The organism is Candidatus Poriferisocius sp. (genome assembly GCF_965208475.1).
Lineage (GTDB): Bacteria > Actinomycetota > Acidimicrobiia > Acidimicrobiales > Bin134 > Poriferisocius.
The window spans coordinates 3,009,759-3,033,783 of sequence record NZ_OZ242338.1 but is presented as its reverse complement, the minus strand read 5'-3'; the positions used below and the strand labels follow the sequence as shown (position 1 = coordinate 3,033,783).

Below are 24,025 nucleotides of genomic sequence, written 5' to 3'. Positions count from 1 at the left end.
ATCAGATGCCAGCCGAAGCCGGCGCTCGATCAGGATCGGGTGGATCCACCCAGCCCCTGGTCTTTCCGAACTCTAGCAACCGCTTTTGCAGCGTTTTTCTTCCCCGATGCAGCCTGCTCATGACGGTGCCTATGGGTATGGCCAATATCTCCGCGATCTCCTTGTAGGCAAAGCCCTCCACATCAGCCAGCAGCACGGTGATCCGGTACTCTTCAGGCAGCGATTCCAGGGCGTCCACGATCTCCGACTCGGCAATCGTCTCCATCAGCACGTCCTCGGCGCTGGCCCCTAGCGCGGCCTTTGTGTCTCCCCCCAGCCGTTGGTGTAAATAGAGGTCTTCCACGCCGGCTAGGTCCACCGACTTCGGCTTGCGCTGCTTGCTCCGGTAGGAGTTGATGAACGCGTTGGTGAGAATGCGGAACAGCCAGGCCCGCAAGTTGGTGCCCTGCTGGAAGTTGCCGAAGCCTCTGTAGGCTCGCAGGTAGGTCTCCTGCACCAGGTCTTCGGCGTCGGCTGCGTTCCGGGTCATCCGCCGGGCCGCCGAGTAGAGCTGGTCCATGTACTCCATGGCCTGTTCGGCGAATGTGGCTTGATCAGCCATCTGGGGTCAGCTTACTCCTGACGTGGAAAGAATAGGTCGCGGTCTCAACAACGGTTCTGGCAGTCATTTTGAGCCCGGCCCGCCCACCTGATCCCGCCACGGGACGTGCTTGTCCACCCGGGGTTCAGGTGGCAGCCGCAGCACTCGCTCGGCCATGTTGTTGCGGTGTACCTCGTCGGTTCCCCCGCCGATAGACCCCCAGAACCGGTTCAGCGCCTCATTGGCCCACACCGCCGTGTCGGCGTGATCGCCGGCCACCCCGTACCCCCCGAGCATCCCCACTCCGAGGTTGCCCCGGTGCTGGCGGCTCTCCGACCAGTAGACCTTCAGCGCCGAGCCGTCGAAGCTGGGCTGGCGACCTCCGCGCACATCTTCTTGCAACCGCCGGCCCATCCAATCCAACAGCTTCTCCTTGGTGTAGGCCTGGGCCAACTCTTGGCGGACCATCGGGTCTTGGGCCGCGCCCCACCGCTGGGCCAAGGCGATCAGGTTGGACGCGCTGTCGGCCCGGTCCATGCCGCCGCCGATCATGGTCGACTCGTTGGCCAGCACCAGCCGGGCCACCGCCCAACCGCTGTTCACCTCGCCGACCACGTTCTCGGCCGGGATCCGCACGTCGCTCAAGAAGACCTCGTTGAAGTGGGCCGATCCGTTGATGGTGCGAATCGGCCGGGGCTCAACGCCGGGGGTGGCCATGTCGACCAAGAAGAATGTGATCCCCTTGTGCTTGGGGGCGTCGGGATCGGTGCGGGCCAGCAGGATCCCCCAGTCCGACAGGTGGGCTGAGGAGTTCCACACCTTCTGCCCGTTCACCACGAACTCGTCGCCGTCGCGGTCGGCTCGTGCGGCCAGGTTGGCCAGATCCGACCCGGCACCGGGCTCGCTGAATAGCTGGCACCACACCACGTCGCCCCGGAGCATGGGCTTGAGGTGGCGGGCCTTCTGCTCCTCGGTCCCGAAGGCGCCGATGGCCGGGCCGGCCAAGGCGATCCCCGCGGCGAGGAATCCGCTGGTCACGTCGAAATTGGCGGCCTCCTGCTGGAAGATCTGCCGTTGCCACCGCTCGCCGCCCCGGCCGCCCCGGTCCACAGGCCAGTCGATGGCCGCCCATCCGCCGTCGTGCAGCTCCCGCTGCCACGCCCGGCACCGGTCCATGTGGGCTCTCTCCGCAGCCTCGTCGGGGTGGGTGGTCCGAGTCGACCAGCCGTCGCCGTCCTCCCGCAAAGGTGCTCGGGCTTCCAGCCAGGCCCGCACCTCGGCTCGGAACGCGGCCTTCTCCAAGGTGTCTTCTAAGTGCTCGGCCACGTTGCGACGATACGGTATTACCTCGACAGAATCAGAGGGGAAGCACAAATGGCCTCCATGAGAAGTAGTGGCCCACGATGACAGTGCGCCGGCGAGCACAGAGGGGGAGCACCTATGGCCGATGATCGATATGGGGTTCGCGACGAGGAGGTGGAGATCGAGCGCAACCGCCTCGTGATGTTGGCCGAGGCCCGCGACCCCCGCACTCGCCGCATTCTGGACAGCACCGGGTTGAGCCCCGGATGGCGATGCTGGGAGGTGGGCGCGGGCGCCGGCACGGTGTCGGCCTGGCTGGGTCGCAGGGTCGGCCCCGACGGCTCAGTGTGGTCCACCGACGTCGATCTCCAGTTCCACCGTGAGGTGCTGCCCAATGTGACGGTGGAGCAGCACGACGTGACCCGCGACCCCGCGCCCGCCTCGGCGTTCGACCTCGTTCACGCCCGGGCCGTGCTCCAACACCTTCCCGAGCGCGACCTGGTGATCGAGAAACTGTGGGATGCCCTGGTTCCCGGTGGCTGGCTGGTAGCCGAGGACGGCGCATTCGCCTCGTTTGCCGAGCAGTCGCTACCAGAGCCCTACGCCACCGTCCATCGCTATGTGTCCTCGGGAACCACGACCGAGTGGCGCGACGCCGACTACGGGGTGCGATTGGTCGGGCGCTTCCGTGATCTGGGAGCAGCCGACATCGACATCATCGGCGACGTGTGGGCCATGCGACCGGGCGAGCCGGGAGGGGAGTGGTGGTTCATGGCCTTGGAGCGGGCCATTCCCCGGCTGGTGGAAGCCGGCTTGGTGACCCGCGAAGACGGTGACACCGCCCTGGCTCAGGTTCGAGCGCCCGGATTTGTCATGATGAGCACTGTCTCAATAGCCGTGATTGGCCGAAAGCCCTGATCCTGGGAGATGTAAATGGAACCGTTGAATCTTTGGAGCCCGGCCACCTTTAGTGAAGGTGTCCCCTACGGCTATTTCCGCCATCTGCGCGACGACGCGCCGGTGTCATGGCACGAGCACCCCGTATGGGGGGGCTATTGGAGTGTTACTCGCCATGCCGACGTGCAACGGGTGTCGCGCGATTCTGAGTGCTTCAGCAGCCAGCCGAACCCCTTCATGGCCGAGGACCAGCCTCCGGCGGCCAACGACGAGTTCACTTCGGGAATGCTCATAAGCCTCGATCCGCCCGACCACACCAAAATGCGCAAGATCATCAACCGGGGTTTCACCCCCCGACGGGTACGGGATCTGGAGGCCAACATCCAGGCCACTGTGGATCGGCTCATCGACCAGGTTTCCGCTCGGACGAGCTGCGAGATGGCCGGAGACATCGCGGTGGAGCTGCCCTTGCAGGTGATCGCCGATCTGGTGGGTGTGCCCACCGAAGATCGCCACAAGATTTTCCACTGGACCGAGATGACTTTCGGGTTCGACGAGCGGTTCAGCCCCGAGGAGCAGCAGGAGGCCAGCATGAATATGTTTGCCTACGCCGATCAAATGTGCGAGATCCGCAAGAAGGAGCCCCACGACGACCTCATCAGCGTGCTGATGGAGGGGGAGGTTGACGGGGAATCTCTGGATCAGATCCAAATCGATGCTTTTTTCATGCTGCTCCAAAACGCTGGATCGGAGACCACTCGCAACCTGATAACCACCGGAACCATGGAGTTGCTGCGCCATCCCGACCAGATGCGGCTGCTGCGGGACGACCCGTCCCTCATTCCCAACGCCATCGAGGAATTGCTGCGCTACACCACCCCGGTGATGCAGTTCGTGCGCCGGCCCCGACACGACACCATGGTGGGGTCGCAACGGATCAAGGCGGGCGAGCCGGTTGTGCTGTGGTACTGCTCGGCCAATCGCGACGAGCGGGCGTTCGATAACCCCGACACCCTGGACGTCACCCGTGACGCCAGCCAGCATGTGGCCTTCGGCGCGGGCGGCCCTCACTTCTGCCTGGGGGCATCGCTGGCCCGCTTGGAGGCCAAGATGATGTTTGAGGCCATCATCGGCCGCTTCGAGGGCTTGGAACTGGGGGTGGACGATCCCAGCACTCTTCCCCGGCTGCACTCCAATCTCATCGATGGCTATGCCGAGATGCCCTTGCGCTGGAAGTCGGTGAAACCCGCGGCCTAGGGGTGTCTCGCTCTCTGCACACAAAATGTTAGGCTAACTTGACATCCTATGGCGGCCACCCTAGGGTTCCGCACCCATGACAAGGATCTCGTGTTTCAGACTGGCTGGCGCAGCTTTGGTCGTTGCCCTCATCTCCGCCGCTTGTGGCGGCAACGGCGGCACCAAGTTGGACGGCGTCGCCGCCAGCATCTACGACGACACTTGCGCCGACGACAACGGATCGTCGGTCACCGTCTACTCCGGCCGCAGTGAGAACCTGATCAAGCCGGTGCTGGACGCATTCGCCTGCGAATCCGGCACCTCCGTGCGGGTTCGCTGGGCCTCATCCACTGATCTGGCCCTGCTGATCGACACGGAGGGCGATCGCACCGACGCCGACGTGTTCATCTCCCGGTCGCCGGGCCCGGTAGGTTTCCTTGAGTCCAAGGGCCTCCTAACGCCAATGGACTCCAGCGTGCTCGCTCTGGTAGCCGACGAGCATCGAGGGGGCAACGGCAACTGGATCGGATTCTCAGGCCGCAAGCGAGTGTTGGTTCACAACCTCGACAGCGTGTCGCCCTCTGAGCTGCCCACCTCTGTGTTGGAACTCACCGAGCCGGAGTGGAGGGGCAGGGTGGCCATACCCGCCACCAATGGCTCGTTCCTCGATTGGTTCACCGTTTTCCGCGACCAATACGGCGACGCGGTAGCCGCCGGGTGGCTAGACGACATGGTGGACAACGGCGCCCGCTATTACCCCAACAATGTGGCCATCGTGGAAGCCGTTGCCAGGGGCGAAATCGATGTGGGCCTCGTGAACCACTACTACAACTACCGGATGGCAGCAGATGCCGAGGCAGCCGGTTCTGAGCATCGGGCGTCCAACTACGACCTGTCTGCCGAAGACATCGGCTCGTTGCTCATCATCACCGCTGCCGCCATGACCTCCAGTGTGAGAGATCGAGAAGCGGCTGAGGGCCTTGTCGCCTACCTGCTCTCACCGTCGGTCCAGCGCTACTTCACCCGCAACACCTACGAGTACCCCCTGGCCGGGGGGGTCGAACCCAACCCCGTACTCCCGCCCCTGGCTTCTCTCTCCATCGGCTCAGTCGATTTCGACGCCCTGGGCGGCGGCTTCCAAGGTTCCGAAGACATCATCCAAAAGAGCGGTATTACCAACAGATAAGACGGTCCACTAACGTTTCACCGTGGACGTAGACCCCCTAGATCTCATCTCCCCCCAGCGCTACGGCGCCAATGGACAGCCTCACCGGCAGTTGGCCTGGTTGCGCCAGAACTCTCCCGTGCACCGGTGCGAGCCCGAGGGCTTCCAGGACTTCTGGGCCATCACCCGCCACGCCGACATCATCGAGGTGTCGATGCAGCCCGAGTTGTTCAGCAACGAAGCCGACGGAATCGTGGTGCTGAGCGACCAGCAGGTGGCCGACCAGAAAAAGGGGAAGAGCGCCATCAGCGACATGCGGACGATTATCAGCATGGACCCGCCCGATCACCGGCTCTACCGCAAGGTGGCCAGTGGCTTCTTCACCCCTCGGGGAATCAGCCAGCTAGACCAGATTGTCAACGACAGCGCCAAGGCCCTGCTAGACAGCCTGGGGGCCGATGGCGAGTGCGATTTCGTGGACATCATCGCCCAGAGGCATCCGCTGCGGGTATTGGCCACGATTCTGGGCATCGACCGCGACGATGAAGAGCGCCTTCTGGTGCTGACCCAGCAGCTCCTGTCTGGCGACGACCCGGACTACCGGCGAGAGGCCGAAAGCCGCTACGAGGCCAGCCAAGAGATGGGCGTGGAGTTCTATGCCATGTTCGACCGCATCATCAAAGACCGCCGAACCAGTCCCACCGATGATTTGGCCTCCATGCTGGCCAACGCCCATCTCCCCACCGGCGAGCCATTGGGAGAGATCGAGACCTTCGGCTACTACCTCATCGTGTTCGTCGCCGGCCACGACACCACCCGCAATGCCCTGTCGGGAGCTCTGGAGGCGTTTCTGGCCCATCCCGATCAGCTCCAGCGGCTGCGCGAGCACCCCGAGTTGGCCAAGGATGCGGTGGAGGAAGTCGTCAGATGGTCCACCCCGGTCAACTACATGAAGCGCACCGCCATGGCCGATGCGACCGTGGCTGGACAACCGGTGAAAGAAGGCGACTTCTTGATGCTGCTCTACGCCTCGGGCAACCGGGACGAAGCGGTGTTCGACCGTCCCCACGATTTCGACATCGGCCGCCATCCCAACCGCCATCTGGGCTTCGGCTGGGCTGAGCACTACTGCCTGGGTGCCCACCTGGCCCGGGCCAGCACCCAGGCCCTCATAACGCAACTGGCCGAGCGGGTGATCGAGCTCGAGCCCGCCGGTCCGGCCGTTCGCACTGAGTCCAACCTCATTGTCGGCACCAAGAAGCTGCCGGTGCGATACAAGCTCCGCCCCGCAGCCTGAGCCCGCCAGCTCCTGAGAGGCAATGATGAGCACCAACGATCAAAACCCTGTCCACTATGACGCCGTTGTGATAGGCGCGGGCTTTGCCGGCATGTACATGCTCCACAAGCTCCGCCAGATGGGTTTGACCGCCCGGGTGTACGAGCGGGGCGACGACGTGGGGGGAACCTGGTATTGGAACCGCTACCCCGGGGCTCGCTGCGATGTGGAGAGCCTGGAGTATTGCTACAGCTTCGACCCCGAACTGGAGCAGGAATGGGAGTGGACCGAGCGCTACCCCGGCCAGCCGGAGATTCTCCGCTATGCCCAGCACGTTGCCGAGCGATACGACCTGTATCGGGACATACAGTTCAACACCAAGGTCACCAGAGCGGCATTTGACGAGGAATCGGAGAACTGGCACGTAAGCAGCGCCCCTTCAATCGACCACATCGACCACAACCACGCCCCCAATGCCGACGACACCGACCATGTCACCGCCCAGTACCTCATCACCGCGGTGGGCTGTCTGTCTTCTTCCAACGTTCCCGACATTGCCGGTATCGACACGTTTCAAGGAGAGGTGTGCCACACCGGCCGGTATCCCAAAGAGGGCATAGACTTCGCCGGCAAGCGGGTCGGGGTCATCGGCACCGGGTCGTCGGGCATCCAGGCCATCCCGGTCATTGCCGAGACCGCCGAGCACCTCACCGTGTTCCAGCGCACGCCGCAGTTCGCCATCCCGGCCCGCAACCACCCGCTAGACCCGGCGGAGCAGGCCGAGGTCAAGGCCGACTACCACCGGCTCCGGGAGCAGAACAAGACCCAGCAAGGCGCACTCGGTGCCCGCTTCGACTGGAACGAGGGCTCGGTGCTCGAAGTGGAGGTCGAGGAGGCGTTCAAGGAGTTCGAAACCCGCTGGGAGATGGGTGGCTTCGCCTTCCTCGGCGCCTACGGCGATATCGCCCGCACACCGGAGGCCAACCACGTCGCCGCCGACTTCGTGAAGGAGAAGATCCGCGAGACGGTCAAAGACCTCGAAGTGGCCGACCGGCTCATCCCCACCACCTACATCGGCTGCAAGCGCTTGGTGCTCGACACCGACTACTTCGTCACCTTCAACCGCGACAACGTCACCCTGGTGGACATCAGCGAGAACGTCATCGACGAGATCACCCCCGATGGCCTGCGCACTGCCGATGGCACCAGCTACGACCTCGACGTGATCGTGTTCGCCACCGGCTACGACGCCATGACCGGCTCGCTGCTCCGCATCAACATCCAAGGACGAGGCGGCCTTCCCCTCTCCGAGCAGTGGTATGCCGGACCCCGCACCTACCTGGGGCTGGGAGTGCCCCAATTCCCCAACATGTTCACCATCACCGGCCCGGGCAGCCCCTCGGTGCTGGCCAACATGATCGTGTGCATTGAGCAGCACGTGGACTGGATTGGCGACTGCATCGATTACATGCAGGCCAACGGCCACCGCCATATCGAGGCCACCGAGGAGGCCACCGAGGCCTGGGTGGACCATGTGAACCTGGTGGCCAGCTATACGCTCTACCCCACCTGCAATTCCTGGTATCTGGGGGCCAACATCCCCGGCAAGACCCGGGTGTTCATGCCCCTGCCCGGTTTCCCTCCCTATGCCGAGAAGTGCGACCAGGTGGCCGCCGACGGCTATGAGGGGTTCGCCCTCACTGGATAACGGCCATCGCCTATCTTCTGGTCCCATGACCGAACACCGCATTGGGCTCACTCTGGCCGAGTCAACTTCGCCGCCCACGCAACGGCCGTATGATCCCGATGCCCCCAACGTGCTGGTCATCGTGCTGGACGACCTCGGCTTTGCCCAACTCGGGTGCTACGGCTCTGACATCGACACCCCCAATCTCGACCAACTGGCCGCTCGAGGATTGCGGTTCACCAACTTCCACACCACCGCGGTGTGCTCGCCCACCCGGGCCTGCTTGCTCACCGGGCGCAACCATCACCGGGTGGGGGTGGGCATGCTCACCGACATGCCCGTCAACTTCCCCGGCTACACCGGGGAGATCCCCGCATCGGCGGGAACCCTGTCCCAGTACCTGCGGGCCGAGGGCTGGGCTACCTACGCGGTGGGCAAGTGGCATCTCACCCCCCGCGACCAGCGGCCGGCTGGGCCGTACCACACGTGGCCGACCGGGGTCGGGTTCGACCACTACTACGGCTTCCTCAACGGGGAGACCAACCAATGGACCCCCCAGCTCATCCGGGACACCACATATATAGAACCTCCGGCCACTCCCGAGGAGGGGTACCACCTCGACAGCGACCTGGCCGGCCAGGCCATCGCCTACCTGCGAAACCTGCGGCTGGCCGACCCTGAGCGGCCGTTCATGATGTGGTACGCCACCGGTACGCCCCACGCCCCCCACCAGGCGCCCCCCGAGTGGATCGACCGCTACGCCGGGCAGTTCGACCGAGGCTGGGACGTTTGGCGGGAGGAGGTGCTGGCCCGCCAGAAGGAAATGGGGGTCATCGCCTCCGACGTGGAGCTGTCGGACAGTCCCGAGTGGGTAGAACCCTGGGATGAGGTTGATCCCGACCGCCAGCGGCTGTATGCCCGCATGATGGAGGTGTACGCCGGTTTCCTGAGCCACGCCGACCATCACATCGGCCGGCTTTTGGACCATCTGGAGCGCTCTGGCGATGCCGACAACACCGTCATCGCCCTCATCTCCGACAACGGCACCTCGGCCGAGGGCGGCCCCAACGGAAGCTGGAACCAGATCCGCCACTACATCAGCGACGAACCCGACGACTTGGAGCTAGAGCTTTCCCACTACGGCGATCTCGGCGGGTTTCGCTCTTCCGGGCACTACCCCTGGGGGTGGGCGCTGGCCGGAAACACCCCATTTCGCCGGTGGAAGCGCTACACCTTCGAGGGCGGTGTGCGCGACCCGTTGATTCTGTCCTGGCCGGCCGGGCTCGCCGCCCAGGGCGAGCTGCGCCACCAGTACTGCCACGTGACCGATGTGATGCCCACAATTCTGGATCTGGTCGGGGTGTCGCCCCCCCGAACCCTCAGCGGCGTGGAGCAGATATCATTCGACGGCGCCACCATGCGGGCCGTGCTCAACGACTCAGGCGCCCCCGACCACCGCACTAGCCAGTACTACGAGTGCTGGGGCAGCCGGGCCATGTACCACCAGGGGTGGAAGGCGGTCACCAACCATGTGAACCAGCTCACCGCCGCTGAGCGGGATGCCATTGTGGGCAGCCATGATTTTGCCCAAGACCGCTGGGAGCTGTTCGACACCGCAGCCGATCCCACCGAATCGAAGAACCTGGCCGACCAGCATCCCGCGAGGGTGGCCGAGTTGGTGGAGCTGTGGAACGCCGAGGCCGACCGCAACGGGGTGCTGCCCCTCGACGACACCGCGGTCAATCGCATCGCCCACATGTTCATGCCGTGGATGTCGCTGCAATCCCGCTACGAACTGGTCCCCGGCGACATGGTGCATGAGGCCTCGGGGCCAGTGCAGTTCGGCGGCTACCGGGCGGTGGCCGCCTTCCCCGACGGCGTGCCCGAGGCCGCCTCCGGGGTCATCTGCGAGCAGGGCGACTGGATCTCGGGCTGGGCGCTGTTTGTGGCCGATGGCGAGTTGCGCTGGGTGGCGGTAGTCAATGGGCGAGAGCACCGGGCTGCGGCCATGGTCCCGATCGGTTCCCGCTTTCTCAGCGCTGTGGTCACCCCGACTGACGACGGTTTGTTCACGGTCACGCTCAACGCCGACGACGCCGAAATCGGCCGGGGATCGAAACCGGTGCCCCTGCCCACCAACTGGGCCCCCGATGGCGCCTTTCTCACTGTGGGCTATGGCCGTCCCTTCCCGGTGTGCGACGACTACAACCCGCCCGCTCCGGGCCCCGAGGCCATGGCATCATTGACCATCGAGACCGGCCCGCCGCCCCCATTCGACTTCCACGCTGAGATGGCCCACGCCATGCGCCATCAGTAGCCATGTACTCCGCCCGGCGTTTCGGCCATAGTGACGATCCTTGGTTCCGCATCGGCGGTTTCGCGGTTTCCACCACAGTCTTTGTGGTCGGCCTCGGTGTTATTTCCATGATCATCTGGGCGGTCGAGGGCCGCTTTGGGCCGATCTTTAGCGGATTGGTTCTGTTTTCGGAGGGCTATTCGTACGGGAGCGTGCTGGAAGGCGATGTCTGGCGTCTCGTCACCTGGCCGATCCCCAACGAACCTGACTTCTGGACCATCATCCTGTTCGCCATCTTCTACATGCTGGGCTCCCAGATCGAATCCCTGCTGGGGCGCTGGCGGTTTGCGTTCTTCCTCATTGCCCTCACGCTCGTCCCCGCGGTGATAGTGACTGCGGTCGAGGCGGGAACGGGCATCACCGGCTATGTGGCTGGCCTGCGAATGGTGGAAGTCGGGGTGTTGGTGGCCTTTGCCGCCCAGTACGCCCAGGCCCGGTTCTGGCCCGGCATTCCCGGCTGGGTGATCGCCGTGGTTATCGTCGCGCTCGACGCCATCCAAGCCCTCGGCAACCGCAATTGGTTTGCCCTTATCGTGTTGGCCTGCACGGTGGCAGTGGCCCTGTTTGGCATTCGAGCATTCGGCTACGCCACCAATCTGACGTGGATCCCGAAGCTGTCGCCGGCGTCCGGATCGAGCCAGTCCTCCGGCCGCTCCCGCCACCCGAGATCGCGGCGCAGGGAGCGGGGCCGCAATCATCTGCAAGCGGTGACATCAGCCGGCGAAAGTGTGAGCCCTGAGATCGACGCCCTCCTCGATCAGGTGGCCAGCCAAGGCCTCGACAGCTTGTCCCGCAAGCAGCGCAAGCAACTCGAAGCGCACGCCCGCCGGCTACGCCGTCGCCGCTAGGGATTGATTTATGCTGGTCAGAGTGTCGTTTCGAGACGCTCTAGCGTTAAACGCCAGATCATATTAGGGTGTTCCCCCCACAGGCGGGTTGCCGCGCTTTTCGGCGTGTCAAGCTTTGATTCAATTGGAGGGATACCAATGAGAGAGCGAAACCACTGGCAGGTTTTGGTTGCCATTCTTTTGGCTTTTGGACTGGTGGTTGCTGGTTGCGGCAACGACGATGACGACGACTCGACGCCATCGCCGGCGCCGGCGCCGGAAGAAACAGCACCTGATGGCTCGGAAGAAACCGCACCCGACGGCGAAGGAGCACCTGAGCCGGCGGGCGATGATATGTCGATGCCTGGTGAGGGTGTGTCGGTGTCGATGGCTCGGGCGAATTGGTCGACGGGTTATATGCAGGCGGCGATTTATCGGACGTTGTTGCAGGAGTTGGGCTATGAGGTGTCTGATCCTTCGGAGGCCGAGTTGGCTCCGGCGACGTTCTATCCGGCGTTGGGCGAGGGCGAGTACGACTTGTGGGTGAACGGTTGGTTCCCGATCCACGCCACGTTGATCGACGATGCCGGGGTCGATGATTTGGTGCAGCCGATCGGCAGCGAGATCGTGGCCGGTGGTTTGCAGGGCTTCATCGTGGACAAGGCCACTGCGGAGGCCAATGGGATCACGATGCTCGACGACATCGGCGACAACCCGGAGATGGCGGCGTTGTTCGACATCGACGGCAACGGCCGGGCCGATCTGATGGGCTGCAACGATGGTTGGGGCTGTCAGGTGGTTATCAACGACACCATCGCCCAGAACGGCTGGGAGGACACGATCGAGCAGGTGTCGGCGGAGCACGCGGCGTTGTTCGCCGACTCGGTGGGCCGCTACAACCGGGGCGAGTCGATCTTGCAGTACATCTGGACGCCGGGTGCGTTCACCGCCGAGCTGGTGCCGGGGTCCGATGTGATCTGGCTGTCTTTGGGCGACCCGCTGCCGTCTCAGGTGGGCGCGGCGGCCCTGCCGGCCGATCAGTGCCCGGGCCAGCCTTGCGAGATGGGCTTCGTGGCCGCCGACATCCGCGTGGTGGCCACCAACGAGTTCCTGGTGGCGAACCCGGCGGCGGCCAAGCTGCTGGAGGTGGTCACCATTCCGGTGATCGACATCGCCTTGCAGAACCTGGCCTACGACGGAGGGGCCAACACCGAAGCCGACGTGCAGGCAGCAGCCGACGAGTGGATCTCCGCCAACCGGTCCACCGTCGACGAATGGCTCGCCGAAGCCCGAAGCGCCAGTGGGTTCACGCCTGCCCCCGCCCCGGAACCAGGAGAAGCGATGAGCGATGTGCCTGGTGAGGGTGTGTCGGTGTCGATGGCTCGGGCGAATTGGTCGACGGGTTATATGCAGGCGGCGATTTATCGGACGTTGTTGCAGGAGTTGGGCTATGAGGTGTCTGATCCTTCGGAGGCCGAGTTGGCTCCGGCGACGTTCTATCCGGCGTTGGGCGAGGGCGAGTACGACTTGTGGGTGAACGGTTGGTTCCCGATCCACGCCACGTTGATCGACGATGCCGGGGTCGATGATTTGGTGCAGCCGATCGGCAGCGAGATCGTGGCCGGTGGTTTGCAGGGCTTCATCGTGGACAAGGCCACTGCGGAGGCCAATGGGATCACGATGCTCGACGACATCGGCGACAACCCGGAGATGGCGGCGTTGTTCGACATCGACGGCAACGGCCGGGCCGATCTGATGGGCTGCAACGATGGTTGGGGCTGTCAGGTGGTTATCAACGACACCATCGCCCAGAACGGCTGGGAGGACACGATCGAGCAGGTGTCGGCGGAGCACGCGGCGTTGTTCGCCGACTCGGTGGGCCGCTACAACCGGGGCGAGTCGATCTTGCAGTACATCTGGACGCCGGGTGCGTTCACCGCCGAGCTGGTGCCGGGGTCCGATGTGATCTGGCTGTCTTTGGGCGACCCGCTGCCGTCTCAGGTGGGCGCGGCGGCCCTGCCGGCCGATCAGTGCCCGGGCCAGCCTTGCGAGATGGGCTTCGTGGCCGCCGACATCCGCGTGGTGGCCACCAACGAGTTCCTGGTGGCGAACCCGGCGGCGGCCAAGCTGCTGGAGGTGGTCACCATTCCGGTGATCGACATCGCCTTGCAGAACCTGGCCTACGACGGAGGGGCCAACACCGAAGCCGACGTGCAGGCAGCAGCCGACGAGTGGATCTCCGCCAACCGGTCCACCGTCGACGAATGGCTCGCCGAAGCCCGAGCATCAGGATGATGGCAGGGGCTGATCGCTTCTAGGTACGACGCCGTGAGCTCCCGAATTGAGCTGAGCAACGTCTTCAAGATCTTTGGGGCTCGCCCGAAAGGGCGAGCCCTGAAGATGGCCCAATCGGGGGTCATGAAGGACGACGTCCAGGCCGCAACCGATCACGTAGTCGGCCTGCACGACGTCAGCTTCTCAGTAGAGGACGGCGAAATTTTTGTGATCATGGGATTGTCCGGTTCGGGCAAATCCACCGCCATCCGAACGGTCAATCGGCTCCATGACATCACCGCCGGAACGGTTGTGGTGGATGGCATCGATATCGGCACGTTGAGCCAGCGAGATCTGGAGCGATTTCGCCGCGAGAAAATGGGCATGGTGTTCCAGCACTTCGCCCTCTTTCCCCACCGCACGGTGGTCGACAACGTGGCCTATGGCCTCAAAGTCAATGGGGTGGGTACCGATGAGCGCCGCCGGCTCGCCTTGGAAGCCCTCGAGCTGGTGGGCTTGGATCGGTACTACCTGTCGTTCCCCCGCGAGCTGTCCGGCGGCATGCAGCAGCGGGTGGGGCTGGCCCGGGCATTGGCCGCCGATCTCGATATTCTCCTCATGGATGAGGCGTTCAGCGCCCTCGACCCCCTGATTCGCCGCCAGATGCAAGACGAGTTGCTGGCCATGCAAGGCGAAATGCTGCACAAGACCATCTTGTTCATCACCCACGACCTCAATGAGGCCCTGAGGGTGGGCGACCGGGTCTGCATCATGAAGGACGGCGCGGTGGTGCAAATCGGCACCCCCGAGGAGATTCTGCGAAATCCGGGAACCGCTTACGTAGCCGAGTTCGTCAAGGATGTTGACCAGGGACGGGTGCTCCAGGTTGAGAGCGTGATGACCAAACCCACGCCGGTCACGCTGGGCACAACCGTAGGGGAGGCGCTGTCCACGCTCGGCGCCAGAGCCGCCGTGTTCTGTGTGGACGACGAAGGCAAGCCCTGCGGCGTGATCACCCGTGATTTGCTCTCCGCCTCCCAGCAGTCAGGGGTAGAGACGGTGATGAGAACCGAATTTGGGATCACCTCTCGCACCGCACCGTTGGTGGAGGCCTATGAGCTCTGCGCCAAGGGTGAGTTGGTGGCCGTAGTCAACGATCAGGGTGTGCTCGAGGGGCGCCTCTATGCGCTGGACGTGCTGGCCGAACTGGGTGAGATCGAGTCCAAGGCCGAGCAGGTCAAAGCGGCTGATCTGACCGGAGAAGGGGTCTAGCCCGTGGGAGTGGTTGCTGAGAGCTGGTTCGACTCCGGTTGGAGAAATGAAGAATGGCTAGACCGCTGGGAAATCCCGTTCGGGCGGTGGGTTGAAGAGAGCATCGACTGGCTCAACATCGAAGGCGAGTCGGTTTTCAACGTGTTCAAATGGCCGTTTGAGAACCTGCTTGATCTGATCACCGACGACATTCTGCTCGCCATTCCTTGGCCCTTCATGCTGCTTGTTTTCGTGGTTATCGGTTTCTTGGTGCGAGACGTGAAGGTGGGGCTCGGGGCGGCAGCGGGCATATTCCTGTGCGGAGTGCTGGGGCCGGACTACTGGCGGTTCACCATGCAGACCATCGGGATCATCTTGGTTGCGGTCATAGTCTGCGTGGCCATCGGCTTGCCTTATGGAGTGCTGTGCGCCCGCAATGACAGGGTGTGGAACATCACCAGACCAGTGTTGGACGGAATGCAGCTGGTCCATGCCTTTACGTACTTGATTGCCATCATCTTCTTCTTCGGTACCGGCCCGGTGGGCGGCACCGTCGCCACCATGGTTTTCGCCCTGCCGCCCATGATCCGACTTACCAACCTGGGAATCCGCCAGGTTCCCGGCGACGTCGTCGAGGCCGCCAAGTCCTATGGGGCTTCCAACCTCCGCGTGCTGACCGATGTGCAGCTTCCTTTAGCCCGCCCGGCGATTATGACCGGGGTCAATCAGGTGCTGTTGTTGTCCTTGTCGTTCGTCGGCATTATTGCGGTTATCGCCGGCGGTGGCCTAGGTCAGTTGGTGCTGCGAGGGATCAACACGGCCGACCCCGCTCTCGGTGCGGCATCGGGTTTGGCGCTGTATCTGGTAGGGGTGGTTATGGACCGGCTGAGCCAGCCCGACCCATCCGACGACCGGACTCTTTTCCGCAAGATGGGAGCGGCCATTCGAGGTCGATACGTAGTTCCCGACGTCCCATCCGCCGAGCCGGCCGCCGCTCCCGAGCCCGAGCCGGTTGCCCGTCCGCGTCGGCCCGCGCTCAAACCGGCGATGGCAGTGGCGGGAGGAGTCGGCCTGGTCGGGGGAATCGTGGCCATAGTCAGCGCTTTCATGACTTGGGTTGATGGCGCTGGCCGAATCAGCAGCTACGCCCGACCCGACGACCAGTTGTTGGATGGCAGCTTCAGCGGCACCGACGCCACCGGAGGGAGTTGGTTCGGGATCATCGTGTTCGTCGTTGGCGTGATTGTGGCACTGTTGTCCGCGCTGGTGTTGCTCAGGGTCAGGGAGCGCTGGTCTTCGTGGTTGCCTGCACCATCAGGCTTGGTGTTCACCGGGGTGGCTGTAACCGGATTGATGATCTTCTACCTGACCATCGCCGCCCACGACCTAGCCGGACCCACTAGCCATGGCACCGGCGTGTATTTGGCCTTGGTAAGCGGTGTGATCCTGTTGCTCGGCGGATTGCTGTCGTGGCGCAATCACCGTCCTGGCCATACAAAGGCCAGCGCTGTCGTGGTCCGAATGGCGCTGGGTGCCTTTGCGGTGGGCTTGCTCGTCATCGGTTCCTTCTCCAACTGGGTCAATGACGAGCGGCCCAATGCCTTTACCCCCGAACAGCAGAAGCTCATCGACGAGGAAAGGGCCAACCCCACACCTGGAGGGGTGAGCGCATCGCTGATCGCCCAAGTGATCGGGGAAGCCCGAGAGGAACCCAATCGCTATGACGGCTTCGATGATCAAGGCCCAACCCTCGGGTGGGGCATCTTGATCATTGCCATCGCCCTGGCCGCAGTCGTTCTGCTTGCTGGCGTCGCGCCGCGAGCCAATGCACTGTGGGATGCCCTCACGCTGGGGGTGGCTACAGCCATGCTGTTCGGAGTGGCGGCCTGGGTCGTGAGCTTCCTGCGGGTGTCGGTGAACGGCATCTTCACCGGTGCGGGCGCGCTACCCGTCTTGATGGGCTGTGGATTGGTGATCGGCACGACCCTAGGCCGCATGCGCCAGCGCAGCCTTGACGAGCGCGAAGCAGCCGATGGTGCCACGGCTGGTGCCTAGCCCTCCCTGCATCTAAAGCCGGCAACCCAGGGCGCATACGGTTGGGGGCTGTGCTGGCGCGTCATTGGGCGGTTTTCTGGGTGTGCATGGGGGCGGTGTTCCTGGTCACCATGGACGCCACCTTGCAACCGCTGGCTCTTGGCGGCATCGAGGAGGGCTTTGGCACCAGCCGTACCGCAACCGCCTGGGTGCTCAGTGCCTACTCCATCTCGCTGGCCACGTTCGTGGTGGCGGCCGGCCGCCTCGCCGACCGCTCGGGCCGCAAGCAGGCCTTCCTTGTTGGTTTGGCCCTGTTCGTCCTTGGCGCGGTGGGCGGCTGGCTGGCGCCGGAACTCTGGGTTCTGGTGCTGTGCCGGGCGGTGCAGGGGGCCGGCTCGGCTTTCGTGATGCCGGCGTCCATCGGGCTGATCCTGGCGGTGTGGCCAGAGGACGATCAGACCAGGGCCATAACCAATTGGACGGCCGTCGGCGGCATTGCCGGGGCCTTGGCTCCGTTGGTGGGCGGGGGGCTGATCGATATTTGGGGCTGGCGGGCCGCCTACGTGTTGAGCGTGATCATTGGAGCGCCGTCGTTTCTGGCCGCACGGACCTTGTTGACCGACACCGAGCGCAAAGTCACGTCGCGATTTCCCGATCTTGTCGGCGCATTCATGGTCGCGGGCAGCCTCGGCCTCTTGACCTTGAGCCTGGTGCAAGGTCGGACGTGGGGATGGAGCGACCCTCGCATCGTCGTGGCGTTCGCGCTGGCAGTTGTGCTGATCCCGCTGATTCGGCAGCGGATTCTGGGCCACCCTGCGCCCATCGTCGAACCCCGCTTGCTGAAGCTGCGAACCTATCGCCGGGCACTGTTCATCGCCACCGCCATTCCCGGCTTCCTGTTCCCCTACTTCGTGATGATGATCCAGTATCTCGAACAGGTATGGGACTACCGGCCTCTCAAGGCAGGGCTTGCTCTGTTGCCATTTCCCGCGGCCGCCACCCTGGCCAGCGTGGCCGCCGGGCACCTGAGCCGCCGTTTCGACGAGCGCACCATCACCATCGCCGCCATGTCCATGACCACCATTGCAGTGGTATGGCTGCGTCTGGTTCCCGGTACTGACCCCGCCTACTGGCAGGAGTACTTCTTGCCGATCATCTTGGGCGGTATCGGCGGATGGGGGATGGGGCTTCCCATGATCAACGCCATCGGGGCCCGAGACCTCGACAACGACACCTACAGCCTGGGCATGGGGGTGCTGTCCACCGCCCGCCAAGTGGGAGCGCTGACCGGGCTGGCCATTGTCTTCGGCCTGTTGGGCAACGTGTCCGACACCGAATTGGCCAACCGCTTCAACCAGGTCTGGACCGTGCTGATCGTCCTGTCAGCGCTAGGCGTAGCCGTCTCCCTAACCCTGCCCCGCCGCTCGCTGACCGCTTCCTCACCATGAACACGCCGATTCGGGCGGGTACGGTGGCGGCGTGATGGAGTACCAGTTGGTGTCGGCCGACTCCCATGTGAATGAGCCGCCCGACCTGTGGGCCGATCGGGTGCCGGGCCGCTACAGGAATCGTGCCCCGCGAATGGAGAGCTTCGAGCAGGGAGATGGGTGGGTTCTCGAAGGGGCTCACGATCCCATCAACTTCGGCGGCAACTGCTCGGCAGGCCTGCCCGCCGAGCAGCGTTCGGGTTGGGTCAGGTGGTCAGACGTCCGGGGCGGGGGCTATGAACCGGCTGCCCGGATCGGCGAGCAAGACCAAGACGGCGTGGACTTGGAGGTCTTGTATCCCACTCCCCGGATCGGCAACCAGCTTGTTTGGCACCGCGAAGACGTTGATTTCCATGTCGCCTGCATCCGGGCCTACAACGACTGGCTGGCCGACTTCTGTGCCCACAACCCCGACCGCCTGTGGGGAGTGGCCATTTTGCCCAATGTCGGGGCGGCAACCGCGGTGGCCGAGATGCAACGGGTGGCTGCACTTCCGGGCATCAGGGGGGCAATGCTCGGGCGATGGCCTAGCGGGGATGAGATGTTGACCGCTGATGATGACCCGGTGTTCGCCGCCGCAGCCGAGGCTGGCCTGCCCCTCTCCATCCATGTGGGCTTTGCCACCCACGCCCAGGGCGATGTGGCCAAGATGAAGCTCACCGGGTCGATGCGCTTCTTCGACATGCCGGTGCGGATCACCCAGCTCATCGAGGGCGGTGTGTTCGACCGCTATCCCAACCTCCAGTTCCTGGCGGTGGAAACCGATAGCTCCTGGTTCCCCTACCTGCGGGAGCAGATGGACGACCGCTTTCGCCGGGCCAACCCCGCTACCCGGGCCCCCATCCAGCGTCTGCCCGGCGACTACTTCGAAACAAACATCGCCTCCACGTTCATCACCGACCGCTACGGCATCATCAACCGCCACCACATCGGGGTAACCCAGATGATGTGGTCTAGCGACTTCCCCCACGGAGGGTCCGACTGGCCCAACTCCCGCACCACCATCAAAGATCACTTCGACGGTGTGCCCGACGATGAGCGCCACGCCATCCTGGCCGGCAACGCCCTTCGCATCTACGGCCACGGAGCAGCATCATGAGAGTGGGCGACATCACTGCCCCCGAGCACGCAGCCAACGGCAAGCCGCTCGACGGCATCCGAGTGCTGGCCATCGAGCAAATGCAGTCGCTGCCCTACGCCACCCAGCTCTTGGCCCGCATGGGCGCCGAGGTGGTCAAGATCGAGCACCCGGTACGGGGCGACCTGGGCCGGGGCTCGACCCCCGGTATTGCTGATCCCGACGGCCGACCGGTGGGCGGCACCTATATTCGGAACAACCTCAACAAGCGCTCGGTGGGGATGGACTTGAAGAATCCCGCCGCCATCGACCTCATCCGCCGAATGATTCCGAGATTCGATGTGCTGGCCGAAAACCTCAAACCCGGCACGCTGGCCAAGACCGGCTTGGGCTACGACGATTTGGCCCAGCTCCACTCCGGCCTCATCTATCTGTCGGTATCGGGGTTCGGGAACCTGAGCCAGTCGCCCTATGGCCACTGGCCGGCCTATGCCCCCATCGCCGAGGCCATGGGCGGCCTCTACGCCATCAACCGGGCCGAGGGCGAGAACGTGAAAGTGTCCCCAGTGGGCGCATTGGGCGACACTGGCTCGGGCCTCTACGCCGTGATCGGGGTGCTCATGGCCCTGCGCCAGCGGGAGCGCCACGGCCACGGCCAGCACGTGGACATCTCCATGTTCGACGCCATGGTGGCCTTCGGCGACATGGTGCCCAACTACTGGTCGCTGGGGGCCGATCCCCGGATTCCCACCGCGATCATCAACGACGGCTTCCCCATCGACTCCGGCGAACTGGTGATGCAGATCGGCCGGGAGCACCAGTTTGAGCGACTCTGCCATCTCATCGGCCGCCCCGAATGGCTAGAAGACGAGCGATTCTCAACCCGCGACGGTTGGCGGGAGCATCTGGATGAGATTCGGGCTGCGGTCCGCTCCTGGGCGGGGGACCGAACAACGGTAGAAGCCGCCAACGACTTGGCCGCTGCCGGTCTGGCCGCCGCCCCGGTATTCGAGGCGCCCGACGTGATCGACGATCCCCATGTGGCCGCCCGCCACATGATGGTGGAGATACCCCGCCCCGACGCCGACACCCCGGTGCTGACCTCCGGCAATCCGGTGAAGATGTCGGCCGTTAGCGAAGGCCCCGACACCCGCCCGCCGTGGCTGGGCGAGCACACCGACGAGGTGCTGGCCGCTGAGCTTGGTTTGAGTGATGAGACGCTGGCCGAGCTCCGGGCCGATGGTGCTATTGGCTGATGGCGCTTTCGTCACTTCGATTCGAGGGACGCACCGCAGTGGTTACCGGCGCGGGCCAGGGTTTGGGCCGGGCCTACGCCCTGCTGCTGGCCGAGCGGGGCGCCCAAGTGGTGGTCAACGACATCGTGGCCGAAGTCGCCGATGCCGTTGTCGCAGAGATAACCGCAGCCGGAGGAGCGGCGCTTGCCGACCATCACAGCGTGACCACCCCCGAGGGCGGGGTCGCCCTAGCGGAACAGGCCCTAGACGCATTCGGAACCGTTCACATCGTGATCAACAACGCCGGCGTGAACCGGGCGGCCCAGTTCGCCGCTATGACGCCGGAGTCCGGGCCAGAGTTGTTCGAGGAGATGATCGCCATCCATCTGATGGGCCCGTGCCATGTGCTGTGGCCGTTGTGGCCCACCATGGTGGAGCAGGGCTATGGCCGGGTGGTGAATGTGTCATCCGGAGCGGTGTGGGGCCTGAGAGGCCAAGCCGCCTACGCCGCCTGCAAAGCCGGGGTGATGGGCCTTACCCGCACGCTGGCCCGAGAGGGCCGCTATCACGGCGTGCAGGTCAACTGCGCGCTGCCCTGGGCGGTGACCGACAAGAGCCCCGACCGCTCGGGCGAAGAATTCGGCCCCATCATCGACGCCCACATAACCGCCGAAAGCGTCGCCCCCGCCGTGATATGGCTGGCCCACGAAGACTGCCCTGCGACCGGCGAGTCGTTCACCGTCGACGGCCCCCGTATGGCTCGCCTCGCCTGGATCGCCAGCCCAGGCCACACCGATCTCAACCCCACCCCCGAGTCCTACCGTGATAACTGGGATGAAGTCATCGACCTAACCAACTTCACCGTCCCCAAATCCACCAACGACCACATGCAGCGTTCCGTAATGCCCCATTTCCAACACCCGGCCCGCCGGTTCGGGATCAACTCATAGACAGCGGAACCGCCTCAACGCCGGTAATCCACGGCCGCCCTGCTGTGGCCAGCGCCTCCCACTTTTCTGCTGCCCCCGCTGCGTCGGTTTGACCCAGTTCCTCGGGGGTCGGGCCGATTCGGCTGACCAGCGGGGCCAGCGCCTCGGTGTCGAAACCGTAGAACTCTGCCGCGTTCAGCCCGAGGATGGCGGCGGTGTCATCGGCGGGAATATCCCAAAAGGCCTGGGCCAGTGATTTGCGGGTGTGGGGCCATGTGCCTTCCGGATGGGGAAAGTCGTTGCCCCACATAATGTTGCCCACGCCGATCTCGAAGCGCCGGGCCAACTCCCGCCGACGGGTATTGGATGCCCCGATGGCACAGTTGCGGTCGAAGTAGTCGCTGGGACTCAGGCTCAGGTGCCCGTAGGCGTCGGATGCCAGCTTCTGGGCGCCTCCGTTCTCGCGGGAATAGGTGGCATCCATGGTCCACAGCATGTCGGCGGCCCAGAAGCAGCCGCATTCGGTGACCGCATAGCGAAGTCCGGGATACCGCTCGAACACCCCGGAGTACAGCAAGAACCACAGCGGCCGGGTGGTCCACCACCGGACCTCGGCCACGTACATGCCGATGAATCCGGGCCCGGTGCCGTATTCGGCCCGCGGAGCTGCGCCAGAGTGGGTGTGGACCGGCATCTCCAGGTCTTGACAGGCTGCCCAAACCGGGTCATAGCGGCGGTCGTGGTAGCCGGGGCCCTCGTTCCACATGGAGGCGATGAGGATGCCGCCCCGAAGCCCCGACTCCCGGGCCCGGGTGATTTCAGCCACCGCCGCGTCCACATCGTCGATGATCGGCACCACCGCCACCCCAGCTCGCCGCTCGGGGCTGTCGCCGCAAAGCTCGGCCAGCCACCGGTTATGAGCCCGAGCCCCGGCCATCAGCAGCTCCGGGTTCTCGGCAAACGACATGCCCAGCCCCGCTCCGAACGGTGCCGAGGCGCCCCCGGTAACTGCGTCGGCATCGGGAAAGATCACCTCGCCCGCAACCCCGTCGCCATCCAACTCCGCATCCCGCCGGGCCGCATTCCAACCACCCCGCAGCCCTTCCTCGTTCTCCCCGAACCACTCCTCCTCGAACTCGGCATTGCCCATGATGTTGCCCTGGTTGCGGATCGCCTCCCGCTGAACCAAGAACTGGTCGAAAGAATCGTGGTACTTGGCCTCTAGATAGTTGCGATACTCCGAATTCGGCAGCCCTGCATGGCAGTCCGAGGAGATCACCAGATAGTTCTCAGTCATGTCCGCCCCCTTTGCCCAGACAATAGCCAAGCAAGCTCAAGGAGACATTTGGTCGGGCAGGCCGGATTTGAACCGACGACCTCTTCGTCCCGAACGAAGCGCGCTACCAAGCTGCGCCACTGCCCGTCCCACACACAATACCAATGGGGTGCGAATTCAACATAGGTGGGATGGTGGGGTGGCCCGGCTCAGGGCGCCCGCCACCCCACCGGAGGATGATGGTTACGACAAAACCGCCAACACAGCCCGCTGCACACTCACCGCATCCAAAGGCTTCACCAACCACCCATCTGCTCTCGACTGCTTGGCCAGGTAAGCATCGGCCTCGCGATCCAACAACATCAGCACCCGGGTCTCCGGCACCCGCCCCATCTCCGCCTCTAGCCGCAGGTCCAGGCACGTCGCCATGCCCCCCATGTTGCCGATTTGCAGATCGCAGATCACCACGTCGGGCTGTTGTTCCCGCACCGCGGCTCGCACCTCCACGCCGGTCCGCACCCTGGCGATGTCGGTTTTGTCGCTTCCCAATGCGGCGTCCACCGCGCTGTGTACCGAGTCGCTGTCAGTAGCCAAGAGCACCTGGGTCACCCGCTGATGGTACCCAATCTGCGGCCGCGGCAACTGGTTGGGGATGTCGGGATCAGCAGCAGTCCGCAGATCATTTGCCTGGCAGCCAGGTTGGCCGATGGCATTGCAGCCGTCTCGCGTTAGCATCATGGTCGGTCACAGGGGAGGCGCTTTGCTTGAGATCGACGTCGAAGAACTAGACACTCATGTGGTGCTCCGCCCCCGCGGCGAGATTGACGCCTACACCGTGGCCCATTTCCGGGAGCGCATCGGCGACTTGGCCCTTGCACCTCGGTTGCTCATCGACTTGGGATCGGTTCCGTTCATGGACTCGGCCGGTTTGGGCGCGCTGATCGGTGGAATCCGACGAATCCGCGATTCTGATGGCGAGGTTGTGGTGGCCTGCGGGGAGGGGGCTCTGGCCCGCCTGCTGCACACCACCGGCTTCGACCGGATCGTTCCGGTAGCTCAAACCTCAGAAGAGGCATTGGCCCTGTTGTTGAACCCCGACACTCCAGAGGCGCTCTAACCCCATTGTGCGAACACC

At 64.3% G+C, this 24,025-nt stretch carries 19 protein-coding genes and 1 tRNA gene; 15 read left to right on the top strand and 5 right to left on the bottom strand.

From position 1 onward, the window contains the following. Nucleotide 1: 1 nt before the first annotated feature. Entirely contained in the window at nucleotides 2–601 is a 600-nt protein-coding gene (locus ACOGXA_RS14105) for a sigma-70 family RNA polymerase sigma factor (protein WP_419924497.1), read from the bottom strand. A 63-nt stretch (nucleotides 602–664) separates the two neighbouring features. Next, the gene (locus ACOGXA_RS14100) at nucleotides 665–1,906 is read right to left on the bottom strand and encodes an acyl-CoA dehydrogenase family protein (RefSeq protein ID WP_419924496.1); all 1,242 of its coding nucleotides are present in this window, start codon (nucleotides 1,904–1,906) and stop codon (nucleotides 665–667) included. A gap of 114 nt (nucleotides 1,907–2,020) precedes the next feature. On the opposite strand from ACOGXA_RS14100, the gene ACOGXA_RS14095 reads away from it, so the two are divergent. From ACOGXA_RS14095 to ACOGXA_RS14030, 14 genes are all read left to right on the top strand, one after another. Continuing rightward, nucleotides 2,021–2,800, top strand: coding sequence for a class I SAM-dependent methyltransferase (locus ACOGXA_RS14095; protein WP_419924495.1), 780 nt, complete (start codon nucleotides 2,021–2,023; stop codon nucleotides 2,798–2,800). 15 nt (nucleotides 2,801–2,815) lie between these two features. Further along, nucleotides 2,816–4,036: a cytochrome P450 gene (locus ACOGXA_RS14090; protein ID WP_419924494.1), complete on the top strand. Its 1,221-nt coding sequence runs from the start codon at nucleotides 2,816–2,818 to the stop codon at nucleotides 4,034–4,036. 76 nt (nucleotides 4,037–4,112) lie between these two features. Next, the gene (locus ACOGXA_RS14085; RefSeq protein WP_419924493.1) at nucleotides 4,113–5,201 is read left to right on the top strand and encodes an extracellular solute-binding protein; all 1,089 of its coding nucleotides are present in this window, start codon (nucleotides 4,113–4,115) and stop codon (nucleotides 5,199–5,201) included. A gap of 22 nt (nucleotides 5,202–5,223) precedes the next feature. Further along, nucleotides 5,224–6,477: a cytochrome P450 gene (locus tag ACOGXA_RS14080; RefSeq protein ID WP_419924492.1), complete on the top strand. Its 1,254-nt coding sequence runs from the start codon at nucleotides 5,224–5,226 to the stop codon at nucleotides 6,475–6,477. 25 nt (nucleotides 6,478–6,502) lie between these two features. After that, a complete protein-coding gene (locus tag ACOGXA_RS14075; RefSeq protein ID WP_419924491.1) occupies nucleotides 6,503–8,164 on the top strand; it encodes a flavin-containing monooxygenase in 1,662 nt (553 codons plus the stop codon). 25 nt (nucleotides 8,165–8,189) lie between these two features. After that, a complete protein-coding gene (locus tag ACOGXA_RS14070) occupies nucleotides 8,190–10,460 on the top strand; it encodes an arylsulfatase (protein WP_419924490.1) in 2,271 nt (756 codons plus the stop codon). Nucleotides 10,461–10,462: 2 nt separating this feature from the next. Continuing rightward, on the top strand, nucleotides 10,463–11,347 hold the full coding sequence (locus ACOGXA_RS14065) for a DUF6576 domain-containing protein (RefSeq protein ID WP_419924489.1): 885 nt from the start codon (nucleotides 10,463–10,465) through the stop codon (nucleotides 11,345–11,347). Nucleotides 11,348–11,485: 138 nt separating this feature from the next. Further along, entirely contained in the window at nucleotides 11,486–13,621 is a 2,136-nt protein-coding gene (gene proX, locus ACOGXA_RS14060; RefSeq protein ID WP_419924488.1) for a glycine betaine/L-proline ABC transporter substrate-binding protein ProX, read from the top strand. A gap of 33 nt (nucleotides 13,622–13,654) precedes the next feature. Beyond that, nucleotides 13,655–14,872 carry a quaternary amine ABC transporter ATP-binding protein gene (locus ACOGXA_RS14055; RefSeq protein WP_419924487.1) on the top strand — a complete coding sequence of 406 codons (1,218 nt, stop codon included), beginning with the start codon at nucleotides 13,655–13,657 and terminating at the stop codon, nucleotides 14,870–14,872. A 3-nt stretch (nucleotides 14,873–14,875) separates the two neighbouring features. Then, on the top strand, nucleotides 14,876–16,906 hold the full coding sequence (locus ACOGXA_RS14050) for an ABC transporter permease (RefSeq protein ID WP_419924486.1): 2,031 nt from the start codon (nucleotides 14,876–14,878) through the stop codon (nucleotides 16,904–16,906). Nucleotides 16,907–16,956: 50 nt separating this feature from the next. After that, a complete protein-coding gene (locus tag ACOGXA_RS14045; protein WP_419924485.1) occupies nucleotides 16,957–18,333 on the top strand; it encodes an MFS transporter in 1,377 nt (458 codons plus the stop codon). A gap of 34 nt (nucleotides 18,334–18,367) precedes the next feature. Next, complete coding sequence (locus tag ACOGXA_RS14040; RefSeq protein WP_419926988.1) at nucleotides 18,368–19,471, top strand: amidohydrolase family protein; 1,104 nt, start codon at nucleotides 18,368–18,370, stop codon at nucleotides 19,469–19,471. Further along, nucleotides 19,468–20,706 (top strand): CaiB/BaiF CoA transferase family protein, encoded by a 1,239-nt coding sequence (locus tag ACOGXA_RS14035; protein ID WP_419924484.1) that lies wholly within the window; start codon nucleotides 19,468–19,470, stop codon nucleotides 20,704–20,706. The genes ACOGXA_RS14040 and ACOGXA_RS14035 overlap by 4 nt, the downstream gene beginning before the upstream one ends. Continuing rightward, complete coding sequence (locus ACOGXA_RS14030; protein ID WP_419924483.1) at nucleotides 20,706–21,635, top strand: SDR family NAD(P)-dependent oxidoreductase; 930 nt, start codon at nucleotides 20,706–20,708, stop codon at nucleotides 21,633–21,635. Before ACOGXA_RS14035 ends, ACOGXA_RS14030 begins: the two co-directional genes overlap by 1 nt. Here ACOGXA_RS14030 and ACOGXA_RS14025 read toward each other — a convergent pair. From ACOGXA_RS14025 to ACOGXA_RS14015, 3 genes are all read right to left on the bottom strand, one after another. Next, complete coding sequence (locus tag ACOGXA_RS14025) at nucleotides 21,625–22,911, bottom strand: amidohydrolase family protein (protein ID WP_419924482.1); 1,287 nt, start codon at nucleotides 22,909–22,911, stop codon at nucleotides 21,625–21,627. The genes ACOGXA_RS14030 and ACOGXA_RS14025 overlap by 11 nt on opposite strands. A 49-nt stretch (nucleotides 22,912–22,960) precedes the next feature. Further along, nucleotides 22,961–23,037: transfer RNA gene (locus tag ACOGXA_RS14020), tRNA-Pro, on the bottom strand. A gap of 96 nt (nucleotides 23,038–23,133) precedes the next feature. Next, nucleotides 23,134–23,499 (bottom strand): response regulator, encoded by a 366-nt coding sequence (locus ACOGXA_RS14015; RefSeq protein ID WP_419924481.1) that lies wholly within the window; start codon nucleotides 23,497–23,499, stop codon nucleotides 23,134–23,136. Between the two features lie 127 nt (nucleotides 23,500–23,626). On the opposite strand from ACOGXA_RS14015, the gene ACOGXA_RS14010 reads away from it, so the two are divergent. Then, complete coding sequence (locus tag ACOGXA_RS14010; protein ID WP_419924480.1) at nucleotides 23,627–24,007, top strand: anti-sigma factor antagonist; 381 nt, start codon at nucleotides 23,627–23,629, stop codon at nucleotides 24,005–24,007. The last annotated feature ends 18 nt before the right edge of the window (nucleotides 24,008–24,025 follow it).